General features: G+C 49.1%; 19 protein-coding genes. 13 read left to right on the top strand and 6 right to left on the bottom strand.

What is annotated here, in order from left to right:
- The first annotated feature begins 44 nt into the window (after positions 1 to 44).
- From ACESOH_RS03925 to ACESOH_RS03890, 8 genes are all read left to right on the top strand, one after another.
- A complete protein-coding gene (locus ACESOH_RS03925; RefSeq protein ID WP_373099799.1) occupies positions 45 to 677 on the top strand; it encodes a tellurite resistance TerB family protein in 633 nt (210 codons plus the stop codon).
- 279 nt (positions 678 to 956) lie between these two features.
- Positions 957 to 1,901: a tagatose 1,6-diphosphate aldolase gene (locus tag ACESOH_RS03920; protein WP_444335309.1), complete on the top strand. Its 945-nt coding sequence runs from the start codon at positions 957 to 959 to the stop codon at positions 1,899 to 1,901.
- A 13-nt stretch (positions 1,902 to 1,914) separates the two neighbouring features.
- The gene (gene gatZ / locus ACESOH_RS03915; protein WP_373099798.1) at positions 1,915 to 3,189 is read left to right on the top strand and encodes a tagatose-bisphosphate aldolase subunit GatZ; all 1,275 of its coding nucleotides are present in this window, start codon (positions 1,915 to 1,917) and stop codon (positions 3,187 to 3,189) included.
- A 9-nt stretch (positions 3,190 to 3,198) separates the two neighbouring features.
- On the top strand, positions 3,199 to 3,648 hold the full coding sequence (gatA, locus tag ACESOH_RS03910) for a PTS galactitol transporter subunit IIA (RefSeq protein WP_032093290.1): 450 nt from the start codon (positions 3,199 to 3,201) through the stop codon (positions 3,646 to 3,648).
- Between the two features lie 17 nt (positions 3,649 to 3,665).
- On the top strand, positions 3,666 to 3,950 hold the full coding sequence (gatB, locus tag ACESOH_RS03905) for a PTS galactitol transporter subunit IIB (RefSeq protein WP_373099796.1): 285 nt from the start codon (positions 3,666 to 3,668) through the stop codon (positions 3,948 to 3,950).
- A 5-nt stretch (positions 3,951 to 3,955) separates the two neighbouring features.
- Positions 3,956 to 5,317 carry a PTS galactitol transporter subunit IIC gene (locus ACESOH_RS03900; RefSeq protein ID WP_373099794.1) on the top strand — a complete coding sequence of 454 codons (1,362 nt, stop codon included), beginning with the start codon at positions 3,956 to 3,958 and terminating at the stop codon, positions 5,315 to 5,317.
- 10 nt (positions 5,318 to 5,327) lie between these two features.
- Positions 5,328 to 6,371, top strand: coding sequence for a galactitol-1-phosphate 5-dehydrogenase (gatD, locus tag ACESOH_RS03895; protein WP_373099792.1), 1,044 nt, complete (start codon positions 5,328 to 5,330; stop codon positions 6,369 to 6,371).
- Positions 6,372 to 6,431: 60 nt separating this feature from the next.
- Positions 6,432 to 7,193, top strand: a complete 762-nt coding sequence (locus tag ACESOH_RS03890) for a DeoR/GlpR family DNA-binding transcription regulator (protein ID WP_032093349.1) — start codon at positions 6,432 to 6,434, stop codon at positions 7,191 to 7,193.
- A gap of 98 nt (positions 7,194 to 7,291) precedes the next feature.
- Here the strand turns inward: ACESOH_RS03890 and lysA are convergent, their stop codons facing one another.
- From lysA to ACESOH_RS03860, 6 genes are all read right to left on the bottom strand, one after another.
- On the bottom strand, positions 7,292 to 8,542 hold the full coding sequence (gene lysA / locus ACESOH_RS03885) for a diaminopimelate decarboxylase (RefSeq protein ID WP_373099790.1): 1,251 nt from the start codon (positions 8,540 to 8,542) through the stop codon (positions 7,292 to 7,294).
- Between the two features lie 15 nt (positions 8,543 to 8,557).
- Complete coding sequence (gene lptM, locus ACESOH_RS03880; protein ID WP_084703472.1) at positions 8,558 to 8,677, bottom strand: LPS translocon maturation chaperone LptM; 120 nt, start codon at positions 8,675 to 8,677, stop codon at positions 8,558 to 8,560.
- A gap of 172 nt (positions 8,678 to 8,849) precedes the next feature.
- Positions 8,850 to 10,214 carry an ATP-binding protein gene (locus tag ACESOH_RS03875; RefSeq protein ID WP_373099788.1) on the bottom strand — a complete coding sequence of 455 codons (1,365 nt, stop codon included), beginning with the start codon at positions 10,212 to 10,214 and terminating at the stop codon, positions 8,850 to 8,852.
- A complete protein-coding gene (locus ACESOH_RS03870) occupies positions 10,211 to 10,888 on the bottom strand; it encodes a response regulator (RefSeq protein WP_373099787.1) in 678 nt (225 codons plus the stop codon). The genes ACESOH_RS03875 and ACESOH_RS03870 overlap by 4 nt, the downstream gene beginning before the upstream one ends.
- A gap of 145 nt (positions 10,889 to 11,033) precedes the next feature.
- A complete protein-coding gene (locus ACESOH_RS03865; RefSeq protein WP_373099785.1) occupies positions 11,034 to 11,561 on the bottom strand; it encodes a PepSY domain-containing protein in 528 nt (175 codons plus the stop codon).
- A gap of 174 nt (positions 11,562 to 11,735) precedes the next feature.
- Positions 11,736 to 13,652 (bottom strand): ABC transporter ATP-binding protein, encoded by a 1,917-nt coding sequence (locus tag ACESOH_RS03860; RefSeq protein ID WP_373099784.1) that lies wholly within the window; start codon positions 13,650 to 13,652, stop codon positions 11,736 to 11,738.
- Positions 13,653 to 13,731: 79 nt separating this feature from the next.
- On the opposite strand from ACESOH_RS03860, the gene ACESOH_RS03855 reads away from it, so the two are divergent.
- The 5 genes from ACESOH_RS03855 (at position 13,732) to ACESOH_RS03835 (ending at position 18,896) form a co-directional block, all read left to right on the top strand.
- The gene (locus ACESOH_RS03855) at positions 13,732 to 14,349 is read left to right on the top strand and encodes a MarC family protein (protein WP_373099782.1); all 618 of its coding nucleotides are present in this window, start codon (positions 13,732 to 13,734) and stop codon (positions 14,347 to 14,349) included.
- A gap of 166 nt (positions 14,350 to 14,515) precedes the next feature.
- On the top strand, positions 14,516 to 14,773 hold the full coding sequence (locus ACESOH_RS03850; RefSeq protein WP_032093280.1) for an oxaloacetate decarboxylase subunit gamma: 258 nt from the start codon (positions 14,516 to 14,518) through the stop codon (positions 14,771 to 14,773).
- 17 nt (positions 14,774 to 14,790) lie between these two features.
- Positions 14,791 to 16,614, top strand: a complete 1,824-nt coding sequence (oadA, locus tag ACESOH_RS03845) for a sodium-extruding oxaloacetate decarboxylase subunit alpha (RefSeq protein WP_373099780.1) — start codon at positions 14,791 to 14,793, stop codon at positions 16,612 to 16,614.
- 10 nt (positions 16,615 to 16,624) lie between these two features.
- Positions 16,625 to 17,929, top strand: a complete 1,305-nt coding sequence (locus tag ACESOH_RS03840) for a sodium ion-translocating decarboxylase subunit beta (protein WP_032093278.1) — start codon at positions 16,625 to 16,627, stop codon at positions 17,927 to 17,929.
- 64 nt (positions 17,930 to 17,993) lie between these two features.
- Complete coding sequence (locus ACESOH_RS03835) at positions 17,994 to 18,896, top strand: aldo/keto reductase (protein WP_373099778.1); 903 nt, start codon at positions 17,994 to 17,996, stop codon at positions 18,894 to 18,896.
- Positions 18,897 to 18,910 lie beyond the last annotated feature (14 nt).

The raw sequence follows: 18,910 nt of genomic DNA, 5'->3' as shown, positions 1-18,910 counted from the left end.
ACAAAGTAAATGTCAATCAAGACAACACAATAAGGAACTCAATTATGGATTTTAACAGCATTTTGAATCAGGTTTTTACCGCCGCGAAAGAACAGGTCGGCAAAACCATGGAAAGTGATTCCACCGTGGACAAAATCACCAAAGCCGGCGGCGGTGCGGCGGCAATCGGTATTCTGTCGATGATTCTGGGACGCAACGGCGGTGCCGGCTTAACCAAGCTGGGATCATTAGCCGCCTTAGGCAGCCTTGCCTATCAGGCCTACCAACAATATCAGCAAAGCCAAACCCAAAGCGTCACACCAGTGGCGCAAGAGGATTTCAGCGCCACGGAACACCACGCCGACAACAGCCGGTTAATTCTACAAGTAATGATCGCCGCAGCCGCCGCTGACGGCAACATCACCGAACAGGAAAAACAGGCGATCATCACCGAAGCGGGCAATAATCCCGAATTATCGCAATGGCTGCAACAGCAAATCGCCAACCCGATTTCCATCGCACAAATCGCCGCCCAAACCAACAACGACCCGGCACTGGCCGCGCAAGTGTATCTCGCCGCCCGCATCGCCTGCGCCGAATTGGATCGCAAAGAAATCGTCTTCCTGTCCAACCTCGCCGAAGCATTGAATTTAGACGATGCGTTAGTGGAACAACTGGAAAAACAGGCAGGGTTTTAGTTTAAAATCCGCCGTTTTTTCCGCAAAAGCCAGCGATATCTCTATCTGCTGGCTTTTTGTTTGGCTAAGACCTAGCGAATATTATCTCTTATATTATTAAAATAACCTTTCTGTCTCTTCCCTTTTATTTCGATTTATTTTTTATTCTTTTATTTATTTTGTGATCTAACTCTAAAATTTAGATCTTTTTTGTTTTATTTCCAAAACCTTTCGAATAATATTACATCGAAACAATTCAAAAGATTTCATTATGAATCGAAACATGGAGAACGAATGGCTATGACAATTTCAAAGCAACAACGTTTAAATAAATTATACGGACCGGAAAAAATTTTTCGTGCTTTAGCGATCGATCAGCGCGGCGCATTGAAAAGCATGCTGGGTGAAAATACCACATACGCGCATATACAAACCTTTAAAACGCTGGTTTCCAAAGAACTTACGCCTTATGCCTCCGCGATTCTTTTGGATCCTGAATTCGGCTGGGCTGCCGCGGCGGTTAAAGATAATAATTGCGGCTTAATTATGGCATATGAAAAAACCGGCTATGACAAAACGAAAACCGGTCGTTTTCCGGATTTAATCGATGGGGTGTCGGTTAAACGTTTAAAAGAACAGGGTGCCGATGCGGTGAAATTATTGCTTTATATTGATATTGATGAGGATATGCGGATTAATGACATAAAAAAGGCATTTGTGGAACGGGTCGGCTCCGAATGTTTAGCAGAAGACATGCCTTTCTTTTTAGAACTTTTAACTTACGATCATAAAATTTCGGATAAGAAACAATTCGCAATATTAAAACCGCATAAGGTTATTGATGCGATGATCCTGTTCTCCGACAAGCGTTTCAATGTTGATGTACTGAAAGTTGAAGTGCCGGTGGACATGAACTATGTGGAAGGGTTTACGACCGGTGACGAACTGTACAGTCAAAAAACCGCAAAAGAATTTTTCCGGGCACAAAGCGAATGTACCGAACTACCATTTATCTTTTTAAGTGCGGGAGTTAGCCCGGAATTATTTCAATCCACCTTAAATTTCGCAAAACAAGCGGGTTCAACATTTAATGGCGTACTCTGCGGTCGCGCGACTTGGGCAGGAAGTGCGGAAGCATTCAAACATAGCGAACAGCAAGCGCAACATTGGCTGCAGCAGCAAGGAATAAAAAATATCCGTGCGCTAAATAACCTATTGGCAAACACGGCAACAGCTGCAGCATAATAAGGAAATAACGATGAAAAATTTAGTCAAACAACACAAAGACGGTAAATCCATCGGCATCTGCTCGGTCTGTTCTGCTCATCCTTTAGTGATTGAAGCGGCATTACGTTTCGATTTACACAGCAATAATAAGGTATTAATAGAAGCGACCTCCAACCAGGTGAATCAGTTCGGCGGCTATACCGGAATGACGCCGTTAGACTTCAAGACTTTCGTTTACGATATCGCTGCAAAAGTCGGCTTTCCTATCGAACGTATCCTGTTAGGCGGCGATCACTTAGGCCCTAATTGTTGGCAAAACGAGCCTGCCGCACAAGCGATAGAAAAATCCAAAGCGTTAGTTGCAGACTATGCAAAGGCCGGTTTTACCAAAATACATTTGGATGCGTCAATGTCTTGTGCGGATGATCCGATTCCGTTATCACCCCGCGTGGTGGCGGAACGTGCCGCACTTTTGTGTCAGGCTGTCGAAAACGCTTTAACGGCTCAAGAACGCGCGAAAATCAGCTATATCATCGGTACGGAAGTGCCGGTACCCGGCGGCGAGACACAGACGATCCAGACTGTCAATATCACTTCCGTAACCAGTACACAGGAAACCATCTTCACGCATCAAAAAGCCTTTGCCGATTTAGGCCTGCACGAAGCGTTGCAACGGGTTATCGGCATTGTCGTTCAACCGGGCGTGGAATTTGATCATTCCAACGTTATTTTATACAAACCGGAACTGGCGGCGGATCTCTCCCGATTTATCGAAACGACACCTTATATTTTCGAGGCGCATTCCACCGATTATCAAACACGCACGGCTTATCGGCAATTAGTAAAAGATCATTTCGCCATTCTGAAAGTCGGCCCCGCACTAACCTTTGCATTACGCGAGGCATTATTCGCTTTGGCCAAAATAGAAGATGAGCTGGTACCACCGGAGAAAAAAAGTTATTTATTAGCGATAATCGATGAGGTCATGCAGGATGAACCGGAATATTGGCAAAAATATTATTCGCCGCAACATTCAAAAGCGATGATCGATCTGCATTTTAGCCTGTCCGATCGAATTCGTTATTATTGGCCGAATAAACGGATCAATAGTGCGGTACAAAAATTAACCGAAAATTTGTCCGCCGTAACTATACCTCTCGGTTTATTAAGCCAGTATTTACCGCAACAATATCAGCGTGTGATTGCGGGAGAAATTGAAGCAAAACCGACCGCACTTATTTTGGATAAAATTCAGCAGGTGTTAGCCGACTATGCGTTCGGCTGCAATATAGAACAAGCAAGTTAGGAGTCAACCATGAGCACGGAGATATTCATTAAAACCAATATTTCTTTCAGTGATTTCAATGCAGCGCTAAATCATATCGCCGATGAATTACTTTGCAAAGGAATCGTAAAACAAAGCTATCGTGCAGCGCTGTTCCGACGCGAGGCGGATTTTCCGACCGGTATCGCATTAGAACATCACGCCGTCGCAATTCCTCACTGCGAAGCGGAACACGCGTTAAAACCGGCCATTTATTTTATCCGCCCACAACAAAAAGTCGCATTTCAGCGTGCGGATGAAGACAGTATGGTGGATGTAGAAATCATCATTGCGTTAGTGGTCACCGATCCGCAGGCGCAACTAAATGTGCTGAAAACCTTATTCGGAAAATTGCAGGATAATCAGTTTGTCGAAAATCTATTGACGGCAACAGATGAACATTTGCCGATATTAATCAATCAACATTTAAACTTTAACTAAAGTTCAAGGGGTGAATTATGAAAAAGAAAATCATTGTCGCTTGTGGCGGTGCCGTGGCAACTTCGACTTTAGCCGCGGAAGAGATTAAAGATCTCTGTACCGAAAATAACATCCAGCTGGAACTGGTGCAATGCCGGGTCAATGAGATCGGCAGTTATATTGATGATGCGGATCTTATCTGTACCACCGCGAAAATCACCCAAACTTTCGGCGATATCCCTGTGGTACACGGCATGCCCTTTGTCTCTGGTGTCGGTATTGAACAGCTGAAAGCTAAGATTCTGGATATTTTGAGAGGTTAATTATTATGTTTACGCAAATTATGCAATACATTCTGGATTTAGGTCCGGCGGTAATGCTACCGATATTAATCATTATCTTTTCTCTCGCTTTAGGGATGAAATTCGGCGAATCTTTCAAAGCCGGTCTGCAGATCGGTATCGGGTTCGTCGGTATCGGACTGGTGATCGGTCTGATGCTGGATTCTATAGGGCCTGCGGCCAAAGCAATGGCGCATACCTTTGATATTAATCTTAACGTTATCGATTTGGGCTGGCCCGGCGCCGCACCGATTACCTGGGCGTCACAAATCGCTTTAATCGCTATTCCGATTGCCATTGCAGTCAATATTTTAATGCTGATATTAAAAATGACCCGGGTCGTAAACGTCGATATCTGGAATATCTGGCACATGACCTTTACCGGTGCGCTGGTACATATTGCAACGGGATCTTACTGGCTGGGTATTCTCGGTGTCGTCATTCATGCCGCGTTCGCGTATAAACTCGGTGACTGGTTTAGCCGTGATACCAAAAATTTCTTTGAATTGGACGGTATCGCTATTCCGCACGGTACATCGGCTTATTTAGGACCGATTGCGGTATTAGTCGATACCGTTATCGAAAAAATTCCCGGGCTCAACCGAATCCATTTTTCCGCCGATGATCTGCAAAAACGTTTCGGACCATTAGGAGAACCGGTTACCGTCGGATTTGTAATGGGTATTGTTATCGGTTTGTTGGCAAACTATTCCGTAAAAGACACTTTACAGCTTGCTATCAAAACCGCAGCAGTCATGTTGCTGATGCCGCGCGTGATCAAACCGATTATGGACGGTTTAACGCCTATCGCAAAACAAGCGCGTAAAAAATTACAGGCTCGTTTCGGCGGTAAAGATTTTTTAATCGGTTTAGATCCGGCATTATTGCTCGGTCATACCTCGGTCGTTTCGGCAAGTCTGATTTTTATTCCGCTGACAATTTTAATCGCAGTGCTGCTGCCAACCAATCAGGTATTGCCATTCGGTGATTTAGCGACAATCGGTTTCTTTGTCGCCATGGCGGTTGCAATCCATCAGGGCAATTTGTTCAGAACGCTAATTTCCGGCACCATTATTATGTCCGTCACCTTGTGGATAGCCACACAAACCATCGGCTTAAATACTCAATTGGCCGCTAACGCCGGCGCCTTAAAAGCCGGAGAGCAAGTGGCATCAATGGATCAAGGCGGCTCACCGGTCACTTATTTACTGGTACAACTCTTAACCTTAGAAAATGTTACGGGTTTCATCGTTATCGCAGCGATTTATTTCACCGGCGTATTCTTAACCTGGCGGCGGGCAAAGGCTTACGATAAAGCACAGAGCGCTGAAAGTGCGGTAAAAAATTAAGGAGTTTTCAATGAAAGCAGCTATTGTTCAAGCGAATCGTCAGCTTGTCGTTGCAGAGATTGCTAAACCGGTTGTACAACACGACGAAGACGTATTGGTTAAAGTACGCTATTCCGGCTTATGCGGTTCGGACATTCCGCGCATTTTTCACCACGGTACACATTTTTATCCTATCGTATTAGGGCATGAATTCAGCGGTATCGTGGAAGATACGGGCAATCGTGTTCACGAATTTGTTAAAGGTGATGCGGTGGTCTGCGCACCGCTGCAACCCTGCTTCCAATGTGCGGAATGCCGCAAAGGATTTTATTCGCTGTGCAAAAATTACAATTTCGTAGGTTCAAGACGCTTCGGCGCCAATGCAGAATATATTTGTGTAAATAAACATAATCTGCTCAAAATTCCGTCCGATGCGAATGCGTTACAAAGTTCGTTCATCGAACCTATCACGGTCGGCTTACACGCCATTTATCTGGCTCAAGGTTGCGAAGGTAAAAATGTTATCATTGTCGGCGCCGGTACTATCGGTTTGCTTGCCGCACAATGTGCTAAAGCATTGGGTGCAAATTCGGTGAGCGTGATTGACATTAATGATGAAAAACTGAATTTAGCACAGCAACTCGGCGCAGATAATGTCTTTAATACAATAACAATGACGCCGGAAGATATTGCTCGTCAGCTTAGCGATATCCGCTTTGATCAGCTTATTCTGGAAACCGCAGGCGTACCGAAAACCGTAGAACTCTGTCTGCAAATCGCAGGCCCCCGTGCGCAACTGGCATTAATCGGTACATTACACAAAGAGTTATTATTAACTCATCCTACTTTCGGTCTGATCTTGCGTAAAGAGCTTACGATTCTCGGTTCTTGGATGAATTATTCTGCACCCTGGCCGGGTAAAGAATGGACGGAAGCGACACGTTTAATCGCCGAAAATAAGATTAATATCGCCCCGCTTATTTCTTCCGTTAATGAAATTGAAGATTACGTTAAAGAGGTCAATGCATTAGACGGAAAACCGATGAGCGGAAAAATAGTCTTAAAATTTAACTGAAAACGAATATAATAAAAGCGTATGAAACTTTCATACGCTTTTATTAAACAGGAAAACACGATGAATACTTTTGAAAGACGCAATCAAATTATCGAATTATTAAAAGAAAACGGCAGCGTTTTAGTGAACGATCTTTCAAAACGATTTAATATTTCAGAGGTGTCCGTACGAACAGATTTGCGTATATTGGAAGAACAAGGGTTATTAATCCGTTTTCATGGTGGCGCCGGAATTATGACCAACAGTACGGATAACGAAACCTTTTTGGAAGAACGTTACAATCTGTCACAAGATCCCAAAGCCAGAATCGCCAAAGCTGCAGCGCAATTAATTAAAGAAGGCGACACGATTATTCTGGACAGCGGCAGTACAACGATGATGGTCGCAAATGAGCTGCTGAAAATAAAAAATATTACCGTTATAACCAATAATCTGCCCGCTGCATTCGTACTTTCCGATTCACCGGATATTACCTTGGTGATTTGTGGCGGAACCGTGCGTCATAAAACCCGTTCAATGCACGGTAGCATTACGGAAAACGCCCTGCATGGTATCCGCGGTGATATTATGTTTGTCGGTGCCGACGGAGTTGATGCTAAAACCGGGCTAACGACGTTTAACGAAGGTTACAGCATCAGTTCGGTAATGGCGAATATTTCCGCAAAAGTTGTCGCCGTTGTGGATTCAACAAAATTCAATCGAAACGGTTTTAATCAGGTATTGCCGATGAATAAACTGGACTTAATCATTACCGATAACAATTTACCAAACAAAAACAAACAAGAATTAGCTGCGCTGAATATTCCGCTGCAACTCGTATAATATAAAGAATATCCGCTAAACTTATTTGCAAACATAAACAAAAAACCACCGATTATGATCAATAGGTGGTTTTTCTTTCGCCAAAATAGCCGGTGATATCACGGCAACATCGCCTCTAAGCGCCATAATTCGTCGAAACTTTCGCGGCGTTTGATAAGGTGAGCTTGATTGCCGTCCACCATGATTTCAATGGCGCGCGGGCGGGAGTTGTAGGTGGAGGCCATGCTGGCGCCGTAAGCGCCGGCGGAGCGTTGTGCGATGAAATCGCCCGCTGCGATGGTCAGTTCGCGCTGTTTGCCGAGAAAATCCGCCGTTTCGCAAATCGGGCCGACAACATCATAAACCCGGCGTTCGCGCGCTAAAGTGCGGTCGATTTCGACGATATTCATATAAGCCTGATACAACGCCGGGCGGATCATGTCGTTCATACCGGTGTCCACAATGGCGAAATGGCGGTCTTCGTGGCTTTTCAGGTATTCCACTTTGGTGACCAAAATCCCCGCATTTGCCGTGATGGCGCGCCCCGGTTCGAGAATAATTTCCAGCGCCGGATAATCCTTTAATTTATCCAGCAGGGCGGCGGCGTATTGTGTCGGGTGCGGGGCGTTTTCATCGTGATACGTCACGCCCAGACCGCCGCCCAGATCCAGATGTTGCAGCGCAATGCCGTCTTGCTGTAACTGATTCATCAGTACGATCAGGCGATCCGCCGCGTCCAGAAACGGCTGTAATTCCGTCAGCTGCGAACCGATATGGCAATCCATACCGCTGATTTTAATATGCGGCAGCCGGCTTGCGGTGCGATAAACCTCGCGCGCCTCGTTCACGCTGATGCCGAATTTATTTTCTTTCAGACCGGTGGAAATATAAGGATGCGTGTGTGCATCCACGTCGGGATTGACGCGCAGCGAAATCGACGCAATTTTGCCCAGCTGGGCGGCGATGTCATTAATGCGCAGCAATTCCGCGCGGCTTTCCACATTAAAACAGCGGATGCCCACCTCCAGCGCACGGCGGATTTCCGTCGGCGATTTCGCCACACCGGAGAAAACCACTTTGCCGGGATCGCCGCCGGCGGCCAGCACGCGCTCCAGCTCGCCCTGCGATACAATATCAAAGCCGGAACCAAGCTGCGCCATAAGATTTAAAATGGCAATATTCGGGTTTGATTTCACCGCAAAGCAGATTAAATGGGGATGTTCGCCCAGCGCGTCGTCAAAGGCATGCCAATGACGCTCCAGCGTGGCGCGGGAATAAATATAAGCCGGCGTGCCGAATTGTTCGGCGATTTGCCGCACCGGCAGTTGCTCGGCCATAAGCTGACCGTTTTGATAGTGGAAAAAATCCATAGGTTCTCCCGCCGTTTATTGTTGCTGTGTGTGCGCCGGCGCTTTGTCCGGAAAGTAAAGCGGCCCTTTCACACCGCAGCCGCCGAGCAGAAAGAGGAACGAACTTAATAGGCAAATCGAAATCAGTTTTTTCATGTGGTTATTCCTGTTCATCAATATTCCTGATGAATGATAACGGGATTTGCGGAAATTTCTATTTCTTTTTTACATTTTCATGCAATTGCGGCTCCTGTTTTATGCTGAGCAAAGTGCGGTGGTTTTTTCTTTCGTTTTTTCATCCCGTGCAAGCCGATAGCCATACCGGTTTTCACAGGTTGTGTTGCTTGCGGTTTTTTAATCTGACGATTACCAGCAAGCCGTGCTCGAAATGAACGCTGTCCCGCAGACGGATTTCGCCCTGATAATGTTTAACGATACCGGCGGCGATCGCCAGTCCCAAACCTGACCCCTGCTGCTCGCTGCCGAGAATACGGTAAAAAGGATCAAATACCCGTTCGCGTTCCTGCCGCGCAATGCCCGGGCCGTTATCCTCCACCTGAATAAGCAATTCTGACGGAGTTTCCACCGCACTTAAATCAATCCGGCTGCCTGCCGGCGTATAGCGAATCGCATTATCCACCAAGGTTTTGATTAATAAATAGATATCGGTTGCACGCCCGTAAAAAACCGCATCGCCTTGCGACACCACTCCGACATCCTGCGCGTTCTGTTCCGCCAGCGGCAGCAGATCTTCAATCACCCGGGCAAATATCGTCTGTAGGGAAATTCGTTCCCACGGCACCGGCGGCGCATTTTGCACCCGCGCCAGAGACAACAGCTGCTCCAGCAACGCGCGGTTACGGCGAATCCCTTGTTTCAGTTGTGCCAGCTGCTCCCGTGCGGGATCGGGCAATGTCTGTGCGCTAAGACGTTCCGCCTGCAAGGATAATGCCGTCATCGGGCTGCGCAGTTCATGGGCGGCGTCGGCGATGAAGCGTTGTTGCTGCTGAATAAAGCGCTGTGTGCGGCTCAGCAATTCATTGATCGCCACCACAAAGCCCGTCACTTCAGTCGGAATGCCGGCGGTGGAAAGCGGGGTTAAATCCTGTTCCCGCCGTTGCGCCACTTTTTTTGATAAACGGGTGATCGGTCGCATCGCCCGCCCGACAATAAAAACCGTCAGAAGCGTAATCAGCGACAGCATCACCAGCAGCGGAATCACACTCGCCCAGGCGGAACGGCTCGCCAGCTCCTCACGGTATTCGTTTTCCTGCATCACCACAATCGTTCCCGCCGGGGTCGAACGAACATAAGCGCGGTACAGCTCACCGGCATTTTTCAAGGTATAGAAAAGGCGTCGCTGTTTTTTTTCATTCACCGGTTTAAATTTGCCGTCGTCTTTTTTTAACGTATAAAAATTATCTTTGCTGTCCGCCGGCAACTGAATTTTGTTTTGCGGATTCAAACGGTTAAACACGAATACCGATATGCGGGCGTCATTGTCGCTGTTCACCCGCTGCAGGTGAATATTTTGCGGATCAATATAAGCGGAAATCTGTTTTAACAAATCGTCTTGCAATTTGTAGGTTTCACGGTAAGTATCATAAAACGCCACACCGCCCGCTACCGTACCGACAAGGGCAGCAACCAGCAAAAACGCCATTGTCAGACGCAGCTTAATTGAGTTTTTCACGCCGTTTCCCCGTTTTTCGCCACCAACCAGCCGACACCGCGCACATTTTTAATATGCGCCTTGCCGATTTTTTTACGCAGACCATGGATCAGAAAATCAATAGCGTTGCTTTCCACTTCCTCACCCCAGGCGTACACCTTATCTTCCAACTCCGCGCGCGAATGAATGATGCCGGGGCGTGAAACCAACGCCTGCAATACGGTAAATTCCTTGTTGCTCAGCGCCACCGGCTGCGCCAGACCTTGCACTTCCGCTTGATAAGAGGCGGGATCAAGCGTAATGACGCCGTTGCTGAGTTTCGGCGAACATTGCCCGTGATGACGGCGCAGCACCGCGCGGATGCGCGCCTGCAACTCCGCCATGTCAAAGGGTTTTACGATATAATCGTCCGCGCCGCCGTCCAGCCCGGATACGCGGCTTGCCAGCTCATCCCGGGCGGTGACAATCAGCACCGGAATAGTGTTTTTCTCCCGGCGCATATGCTGTAACACCAGCAGACCGTCCTGTCCGGGCAGCCCCAGATCCAACAACACCAAATCATAATGCTGGGCGAATAAGGCCTGCTCCGCAGTGTTGCCGTTATTCACCCAATCCACCGCATAACGCGCATCCTTCAGGCCGGCGGCAACCGCCTCGGCAATCATTCTGTCATCTTCCACCAATAAAATACGCATGCTGTCCACCGTTATAACCCATTAACCGATAAGCCAAGCATAAGAAAATACCGGCATGGAAACAAGCCGAATTTAAACCGCACTTTCCATGCTGTTCATCAGCCGAAAGTGCGGTCGTTTTTTTGCGGTTTTCGGCACATCCGACCTAGTTGGAATCCGCCTGTGAACTGATGATATTCCCATTGCCGGCATCCACAATCGTGTCGTATTCCTGCCCGCCGGCCAGCGTTTCCACTTTGTAACGCGGGGTTCCGTCTTTATATTTCAGTTCCGCTTCTTTTACCTTACCGCCGGTTTTCGCCAATGCGATATCGATGGCTTGCGATAAAGATACCGCCACTGTCGGTTTTTGTACGGTTTTTTTATGGGATGCCTGTTTGCTGCTTAATACTTCACCGCTTTTAGCGTCGATTTTAACTTCATGTTTTTCGCCGCCGGCCAGAATATCCACGGCATAATAGCCGGCGCCGTTTTTATGTTTAAAATCCACTTCCGTCGCATCGCCCGCCACCGTTGCCGTCGCCTGCTTAATCGCCTGAGTTGCGCTGATCGGCGCCTGATTCAGTGCGTTCTGTTTTGCCGCCGGCATTGCCGCATACGCCATTCCCACAGCGCCGAACGCCATAGCCGCCGCTAACCAAGTTGAAAGTAATGTTTTACCTGAATGTGACATCGTCGTCTCCTTAATTCTGCAATCTAATAAATAGAGGATTGATTGTTTCGTATCGGAAGACTTTCGTCTTTCGATGGGGAGTATTCTAAGCGGGGAAAATTAGGGCAGAATTAGTAACGCACACTTTTTTTCACAAAAAATGAATTCGGCGACATTGCGCCGCCGATATGTTGTTTATTCCGTATCAAGCAGTTGTTCCAGCATGTCCTGACATTCGAACCATTGGTTTTCCGTGATTTCCTGAGCTTTTTTGCATTCCGCCTGTTCGGCTAAAAGTGCGGTCAGTTTTTCTTTATTTTCCGGCTGATACAATTCGCCGTGCGCTAATTGCGCTTCAATCTCCGCCAGCTGTGCCGACAACCGTGCGCTTTCGGCTTCAAACTGCGCCAGTTTTTTGCGCAGCGGCGCGGTTTGCTGGCGCAATTGCGCTTCGCGGCGTTTTTGCGCTTTGCGGCTTTCGCCCGGGTTGTCGGCGGCGTTCTCCGCTTTGGCGGCATGTTGTGTTGCCCCGTTGGTATCGCTCAGCCATTGTTGATAATCCGCCAGATCGCCTTTAAATTCTTCCACCTGTTTATCATGCACCAGATAAAATTCTTCCACCGTATTACGCAATAAATGGCGGTCATGGGATACCACCACCAGCGATCCCTGATAATCCACCAGCGCTTCCGTCAAAGCCTGACGCATATCCAGATCCAGATGGTTGGTCGGCTCGTCCAGCAGCAATAAATTCGGCCGCCGCCAGACGATCAGCGCCAGCACCAGACGGGCTTTTTCGCCGCCGGAAAAGGCATTCACCGGCTGATTGACTTTCTCACCGTGAAAGGCAAAGCTGCCCAGATAATCGCGCAGCTGCTGTTCGGTGTGCTGCGGGGCGATTTGCTGTAAGTGCCACAGGGCGCTTTCCTGCGCGCGCAGGGTGTCCAGCTGATGCTGAGCGAAATAGCCCAGCTGCACGCCTTTCGCCAGTTGCACCCGGCCGGACAACGCGCTCAGTTCGCCCGCCAGCAATTTGATCAGGGTGGATTTACCGGCACCGTTTTTGCCCAGCAAGCCGATGCGCGAGCCCGGCACCAGATTGAGCTTAATCTGTTCCAGCACGGTATGCACCTGCTCTCCTTCCGCATAACCGGCGGCGGCTTTTTCGATAGTCACCAGCGGATTGGGCAGCGCCTGCGGTTCACGGAAATGAAAGGTAAAGGGGTTGTCCACGTAAGCGGGCGCGATTAATTCCATCCGCTCCAGCGCCTTGACCCGGCTTTGTGCCTGTTTGGCCTTGGTGGCTTTGGCTTTAAAACGGTCGATATAACGTTGTAAATGGCTGATTTTCTGCTGTTGCTGGCGGAAAAGTGCGGTCTGTTGCGCCAGTTTTTCGGCGCGATGTACTTCAAACGAGGAATAATCGCCGCTATATTCATTCAGCTTATGATTTTCCATATGCAGGATTTTGTTCACAATCGGATCCAGAAAGTCGCGATCGTGAGAAATCAGAATCAAGGTACCGGGATATTGCATCAGCCAGCGTTCCAGCCAGATAACCGCATCCAAATCCAGATGGTTGGTGGGTTCGTCCAACAGCAACAAATCCGACGGGCATAATAAAGCCTGCGCCAGATTCAAGCGCATCCGCCAGCCGCCAGAAAAGGATTTTACCGGCTGTTGCAGCGCTTGCGGTTCAAAGCCGAGGCCGTGCAGCAGTGCGCCGGCGCGGGCATGAATGGTCCAGGCGTCGATAATGTCAAGCTGGGCGTGAATTGCCGCAATGGCGTTACCGTCGTTGTCGGCATTGGCCGCATGCAATTGACGCTGCAAACGGCAATATTCGCGATCGCCTTCAATCACATAATCCAGAGCGGACATGGCTAAGGCCGGGGTTTCCTGATTCACCCAACTCACCCGCCAAGCGGCCGGATAACTGACGCTGCCGCCTTCCGCACTCATTTCGTGTTTTAACAAGGCAAACAAGGAGGATTTACCGCAGCCGTTTTTGCCCACCAAGCCCACTTTTTGTCCGGGGTTAACGGCGGCATCGGCGTTTTCCAGTAAAAGCGACTGGCCGCGTTTTAAGGTAAGATTTGTAAAAAAAATCATTATTTTGCTTAGAATTTGTTATAAGATATTCATTGTTAAATTTTTTTTATTATTTTCCACTTTTTTACCGGGGTTGCAAATGTTTGATTCTCTTATTGTTCAATTTGTGGTGTTATGGGCGGTGATTGATCCTATCGGTTCCATTCCGGTTTATTCAACCAAAACCGTCGGTTTATCTCTCGAAGACCGACGCAAAATCGCGTTAAAAGCGATCCTTATTTCCGCCGGTATTTTACTGTTCTTCCTGATTGTCGGTCAGGCGCTGCTGGAAGCGATGCAGATTCCGCTCACCGCGTTTCAGATCGCCGGCGGTCTGGTTCTGCTGTTATTCGCATTAACCATGATTTTCGGCGAAGGCAAACCGGAACAGGAAATGAAAATCTCCTCCAGTATCAGCGAAATCGCCGTTTATCCGCTGGCGGTGCCGTCCATCGCCTCGCCCGGCGCGATGATGGCGATCGTGCTGTTAACGGATAATCACCGCTTCAGTTTTTTTGATCAGGTATTAACCACCTTTATCATGCTGGCGATTTTGTTTATTACCTATCTGCTGTTTTTAGCCGCCAACAATATTCAGCGTCTAATCGGCAATACCGGCGCGGCCATTATCAGCCGGGTGATGGGGTTAATTCTGGCGGCGGTAGCCATCAATAATATGCTGGTCGGCATTCGCGATTTCTTCACGCAGGTGGGTTGACCGCAACATAAAAGTGCGGTCGAAATTTAACGGATTTTTCAACCGCACTATGCCAATCCGGTCGTGGCCGATACTCCTAAAGCGTTAACAATGTGATCCGGTTCAAATACTTTCTTTTTTAAAGCAGGTATGATAGCAAGGTTGTTTTTCATAAAGAGGTATAACAATGACAAATGCAGCGCTAATGCAGGAAGGTGTAAACCTGATGATCTCGGGAATGGGATTCGTATTAGTCTTTTTGTGGATTTTAATTCTCGCAATCGGACTGATGTCAAAACTGGTTAACCGATTCTTTCCCGAACCCGTCCCGTCCACCCCCTCAGCCAAACCGATTCAAACCGCAGCGATCAGTGATCTGGAACGTTTACGTCCGGTGATCATCGCCGCCGTCGCACATCATCGCCGTCAACAAGGGCTTAAATAATTTAGTTGGAGAAAATAATGACTACTGCACAAACAAAAAAAATTGCAATTACCGACGTTGTTTTACGTGACGCTCACCAATCTCTTTTCGCGACCCGTTTACGTCTGGATGATATGTTACCGATTGCCGCGGAACTGGATAAAGTAGGTTATTGGTCATTAGAAGCCTGGGGCGGTGCGACATTCGACGCCTGCATTCGTTTTTTAGGCGAAGACCCTTGGGTTCGCCTGCGTGAACTGAAAAAAGCCATTCCCAACACGCCGCTGCAAATGCTGTTGCGCGGTCAAAATCTGTTGGGTTATCGTCATTACGCCGACGACGTGGTGGATCGCTTCGTCGAACGCGCCGTCACTAACGGCATGCACGTTTTCCGGGTGTTCGACGCCATGAACGACCCGCGCAACATGCAGCAGGCGCTACAAGCGGTACGCAAAAACGGCGCCCATGCGCAAGGCACCCTAAGTTATACCACAAGCCCGGTGCATACGCTGCAAACCTGGCTGGATACCACCGAACAATTGCTCGAAATCGGTATCGACTCTTTAGTGATTAAAGATATGTCCGGCATTTTAAGTCCGGTGGAGGCTTATAAGCTGGTCAGTGAAATCAAAAAACGTTTCGACGTGCAGCTGCACCTGCATTGCCATTCCACCACCGGCATGGCGGAAATGACCTTATTAAAAGCGGTGGAAGCCGGTATCGACGGCATTGATACCGCAATTTCCTCCATGAGCGGCACTTACGGCCATCCGGCCACCGAAGCCTTGGTAGCCGCGCTAAAAGATACCCAGTACGACACCGGTCTGGATATTGCGCAGCTTGAAAAAATCGCCGCCTATTTCCGTAACGTCCGCAAAAAATACCACAAATTCGAAGGTCAGCTGAAAGGGGTTGACAGCCGCATTCTGGTCGCACAGGTGCCGGGCGGTATGCTGACCAATCTGGAAAGCCAGTTAAAACAGCAAAACGCGTCCGATAAACTGGATTTGGTGTTGCAGGAAATTCCGAAAGTGCGGCAGGATTTGGGTTATATTCCGCTGGTGACACCGACATCGCAAATTGTCGGAACACAATCGGTCATCAACGTATTAATGGGCGAGCGCTATAAAACCATTGCCAAGGAAACCGCCGGCATTCTGAAAGGCGAATACGGCCGCACGCCGGCGCCGGTAAATGCCGAATTACAGGCGAAAGTGCTGGACGGCGCGCAGCCGATTACCGATCGCCCGGCTAATCACCTTGCACCGGAAATGGATAAACTGACCGCGGAAGTGGAACAACTGGCGCAGGAAAAAGGCATTACGCTGGCGGAAAATAAAGTCGACGATGTGTTGATCGTCGCCCTGTTCCCGCAGGTCGGTTTGAAATTCCTGCAAAATCGCGGCAACCCGGCGGCATTCGAACCGGCGCCGACAGCAGAGAAAACAGCGCAAAAAACTACCGCACCTGCGGCCAAAGCCGCCCCGGCCGGCGGATCGGCAGTTTATACCGTTGAGCTGGAAGGCAAAGCCTTTGTGGTGAAAGTCAGCGAAGGCGGCGATATCGGCAATATCACACCGGCACCCGCCGCACCGAACCAACCTGCCGCACCACAAACGCCGGCCGGCGCACCGGTCGCTGCCGGCGGCGGTAGCGCGGTTACCGCACCGATGGCGGGTAATATTTGGAAAGTGGTTGCCAGCGAAGGGCAGCAGGTTGCGGAAGGCGACGTATTGCTGATTCTGGAAGCGATGAAAATGGAAACCGAAATCCGTGCCGCACAGGCAGGTACGGTTCGCGGTATCACAGTGAAAGCCGGCGATGCGGTCGCGGTGGGCGATACCCTAATGACCTTGGCATAGGCGGTAAACCATGGAAAGTATTTTAGCATTGATACGCGGTATGGGCATCATGCACATGGAATGGGGACAAGCCGTAATGATTGTCGTCAGTCTGCTGCTGTTATGGCTGGCTATTGCGCGCAAATTCGAACCGTTGCTGTTATTACCCATCGGTTTCGGCGGTTTATTGTCCAATATTCCGGAAGCGGGCATGGCAATGACCGCACTGGATAACCTGCTGCACGGCGGAACAACGGAACAACTGGCGATCGTCGCGGCGAAGCTGAATAGCGCAGCGGATCCGGCGGCAATTAAGACCGCACTTAACAGCGCCCTGCCTTCCACCGTGAATGAACTGGAAGCCATCGCTGGCGATATGGGCTACAGCGCGGGCGTATTGGCACTGTTTTATAAAGTGGCGATCGGCTATGGGGTAGCGCCGCTGGTTATTTTTATGGGCGTCGGCGCAATGACCGACTTCGGCCCGCTGCTGGCGAATCCGCGTACGCTGCTGCTCGGTGCGGCGGCGCAGTTCGGTATTTTCGCCACCGTATTGGGAGCGTTGGGGCTTAACTGGCTGGGCGTTATTGATTTTACCCTGCCGCAGGCCGCAGCCATCGGGATTATCGGCGGAGCCGACGGCCCGACGGCGATTTATCTGGCCAGCAAACTGGCGCCGGAATTACTCGGTGCGATTGCGGTAGCGGCCTATTCTTATATGGCGCTGGTGCCGTTAATTCAGCCGCCGATTATGAAAGCGTTGACCACACAGCAGGAGCGTAAAATCCGCATGGTACAATTGCGCAATGTCGGCAAACACGAAAAAATCCTGTTCCCGATCGTATTGCTTGTGCTGGTCGCGCTGTTGCTGCCGGATGCGGCACCGTTATTGGGGATGTTCTGTTTCGGTAATCTGATGCGCGTCAGCGGCGTGGTGGAACGGTTAAACGATACGGCACAAAACGCTTTGATCAATATCGTCACCATTTTCCTCGGCTTATCGGTGGGCGCGAAACTGGTGGCGGATAAATTCCTACAACCGCAAACACTGGGTATTTTAGTGCTCGGCGTTATTGCCTTCGGCATCGGTACTGCCGGCGGGGTGTTAATGGCGAAATTAATGAACCGCTTCAGTAAAAACAAAATCAACCCGCTTATCGGCGCGGCGGGCGTATCTGCCGTACCAATGGCGGCGCGCGTTGCCAATAAAGTCGGTTTGGAAGCCGATCACCAAAACTTCCTGCTGATGCACGCCATGGGGCCGAACGTCGCCGGCGTTATCGGTTCTGCCATTGCCGCCGGGGTGATGCTGAAATACGTTTCAGTGATCATGTAATCGTTAAAAACCGGATACCTTGTTATGACATCAACATAACAAGGTATTTTTATGGGAGAAATCAATGCAATATCTTCAACTGGAGAGCGGCTTGCGCTTCAGCCGCCTGATTCAGGGCTTCTGGCGGCTGAAAAACTGGCAAAAAACACCGCAGCAATTACTGACTTTCATCAAACAAGGGCTGGAGTTGGGTATTGATACGCTGGATCATGCTGCCTGTTACGACGGCTTTAAAACCGAAGGCGAATTCGGCCGGGCGCTGGCATTGGATAAAACCCTGCGCGACAAGCTGACGCTGGTCACCAAGTGCGGTATTTTATATCCGAATGACGAATTGCCGAACATCCGCAGCCATTATTATGATAACAGTTATCAGCATATCGTCTGGTCGGCGGAGCGTTCCATTCAAAAACTGCAATGCGACTATATCGATGTCCTGCTGATTCACCGTTTGTCACCTTGCGCCGATCCGCAACAGATTGCGCGCGCCTTTGAACAGTTGCACAAGGAAGGAAAAGTACGCTATTTCGGCGTATCCAATTATAGCGCGGCAAAATTTTCCATGCTGCAATCTTACCTCAGCCAACCTTTGATCACTAACCAAATCGAAATATCCGCGCTGCATCTGACGCCTTTTGATGACGGTATTCTGGATTTTTTACTGGAAAAACGCATCAAACCGATGGCATGGTCGCCCCTTGCCGGCGGGAAATTAATCACCCGACCGGATCAACGAAGCCGAAAAACGGCGCAGGCTTTGCTGGAAATCGGCGAGTCGAAGGGCGAACGGCGGCTGGATACGCTGGCTTACGCCTGGTTACTGGCGCATCCGGCAAACATTATGCCGATTATCGGTTCAGGTAATATCGAACGGGTAAAAAATGCGGCCGATGCGCTGAATATTTCGTTCAGCCAAGAGGAATGGATTAAGGTGTATGTCGCCTCGCAGGGGCATGATATTCCTTAATCGCCGTCACTTGC

It is taken from the genome of Necropsobacter rosorum (assembly GCF_964241405.1).
Taxonomy (GTDB): Bacteria; Pseudomonadota; Gammaproteobacteria; order Enterobacterales; family Pasteurellaceae; genus Necropsobacter; species Necropsobacter rosorum.
The sequence above is the reverse complement of the archived record's forward strand: the minus strand, read 5'-3'. Positions and strand labels throughout refer to the sequence as shown.

Coding starts and splice junctions, on each gene's coding strand:
- ACESOH_RS03865 (WP_373099785.1), bottom strand. CDS start 11,561: ATGTCACATTCAGGTAAAACATTACTTTCAACTTGGTTAGCGGCGGCT.
- lysA (WP_373099790.1), bottom strand. CDS start 8,542: ATGGATTTTTTCCACTATCAAAACGGTCAGCTTATGGCCGAGCAACTG.
- gatD (WP_373099792.1), top strand. CDS start 5,328: ATGAAAGCAGCTATTGTTCAAGCGAATCGTCAGCTTGTCGTTGCAGAG.
- gatB (WP_373099796.1), top strand. CDS start 3,666: ATGAAAAAGAAAATCATTGTCGCTTGTGGCGGTGCCGTGGCAACTTCG.
- lptM (WP_084703472.1), bottom strand. CDS start 8,677: ATGAAAAAACTGATTTCGATTTGCCTATTAAGTTCGTTCCTCTTTCTG.
- ACESOH_RS03890 (WP_032093349.1), top strand. CDS start 6,432: ATGAATACTTTTGAAAGACGCAATCAAATTATCGAATTATTAAAAGAA.
- ACESOH_RS03925 (WP_373099799.1), top strand. CDS start 45: ATGGATTTTAACAGCATTTTGAATCAGGTTTTTACCGCCGCGAAAGAA.
- ACESOH_RS03835 (WP_373099778.1), top strand. CDS start 17,994: ATGCAATATCTTCAACTGGAGAGCGGCTTGCGCTTCAGCCGCCTGATT.
- oadA (WP_373099780.1), top strand. CDS start 14,791: ATGACTACTGCACAAACAAAAAAAATTGCAATTACCGACGTTGTTTTA.
- ACESOH_RS03860 (WP_373099784.1), bottom strand. CDS start 13,652: ATGATTTTTTTTACAAATCTTACCTTAAAACGCGGCCAGTCGCTTTTA.
- ACESOH_RS03870 (WP_373099787.1), bottom strand. CDS start 10,888: ATGCGTATTTTATTGGTGGAAGATGACAGAATGATTGCCGAGGCGGTT.
- ACESOH_RS03840 (WP_032093278.1), top strand. CDS start 16,625: ATGGAAAGTATTTTAGCATTGATACGCGGTATGGGCATCATGCACATG.
- gatA (WP_032093290.1), top strand. CDS start 3,199: ATGAGCACGGAGATATTCATTAAAACCAATATTTCTTTCAGTGATTTC.
- ACESOH_RS03855 (WP_373099782.1), top strand. CDS start 13,732: ATGTTTGATTCTCTTATTGTTCAATTTGTGGTGTTATGGGCGGTGATT.
- gatZ (WP_373099798.1), top strand. CDS start 1,915: ATGAAAAATTTAGTCAAACAACACAAAGACGGTAAATCCATCGGCATC.
- ACESOH_RS03900 (WP_373099794.1), top strand. CDS start 3,956: ATGTTTACGCAAATTATGCAATACATTCTGGATTTAGGTCCGGCGGTA.
- ACESOH_RS03850 (WP_032093280.1), top strand. CDS start 14,516: ATGACAAATGCAGCGCTAATGCAGGAAGGTGTAAACCTGATGATCTCG.
- ACESOH_RS03920 (WP_444335309.1), top strand. CDS start 957: ATGACAATTTCAAAGCAACAACGTTTAAATAAATTATACGGACCGGAA.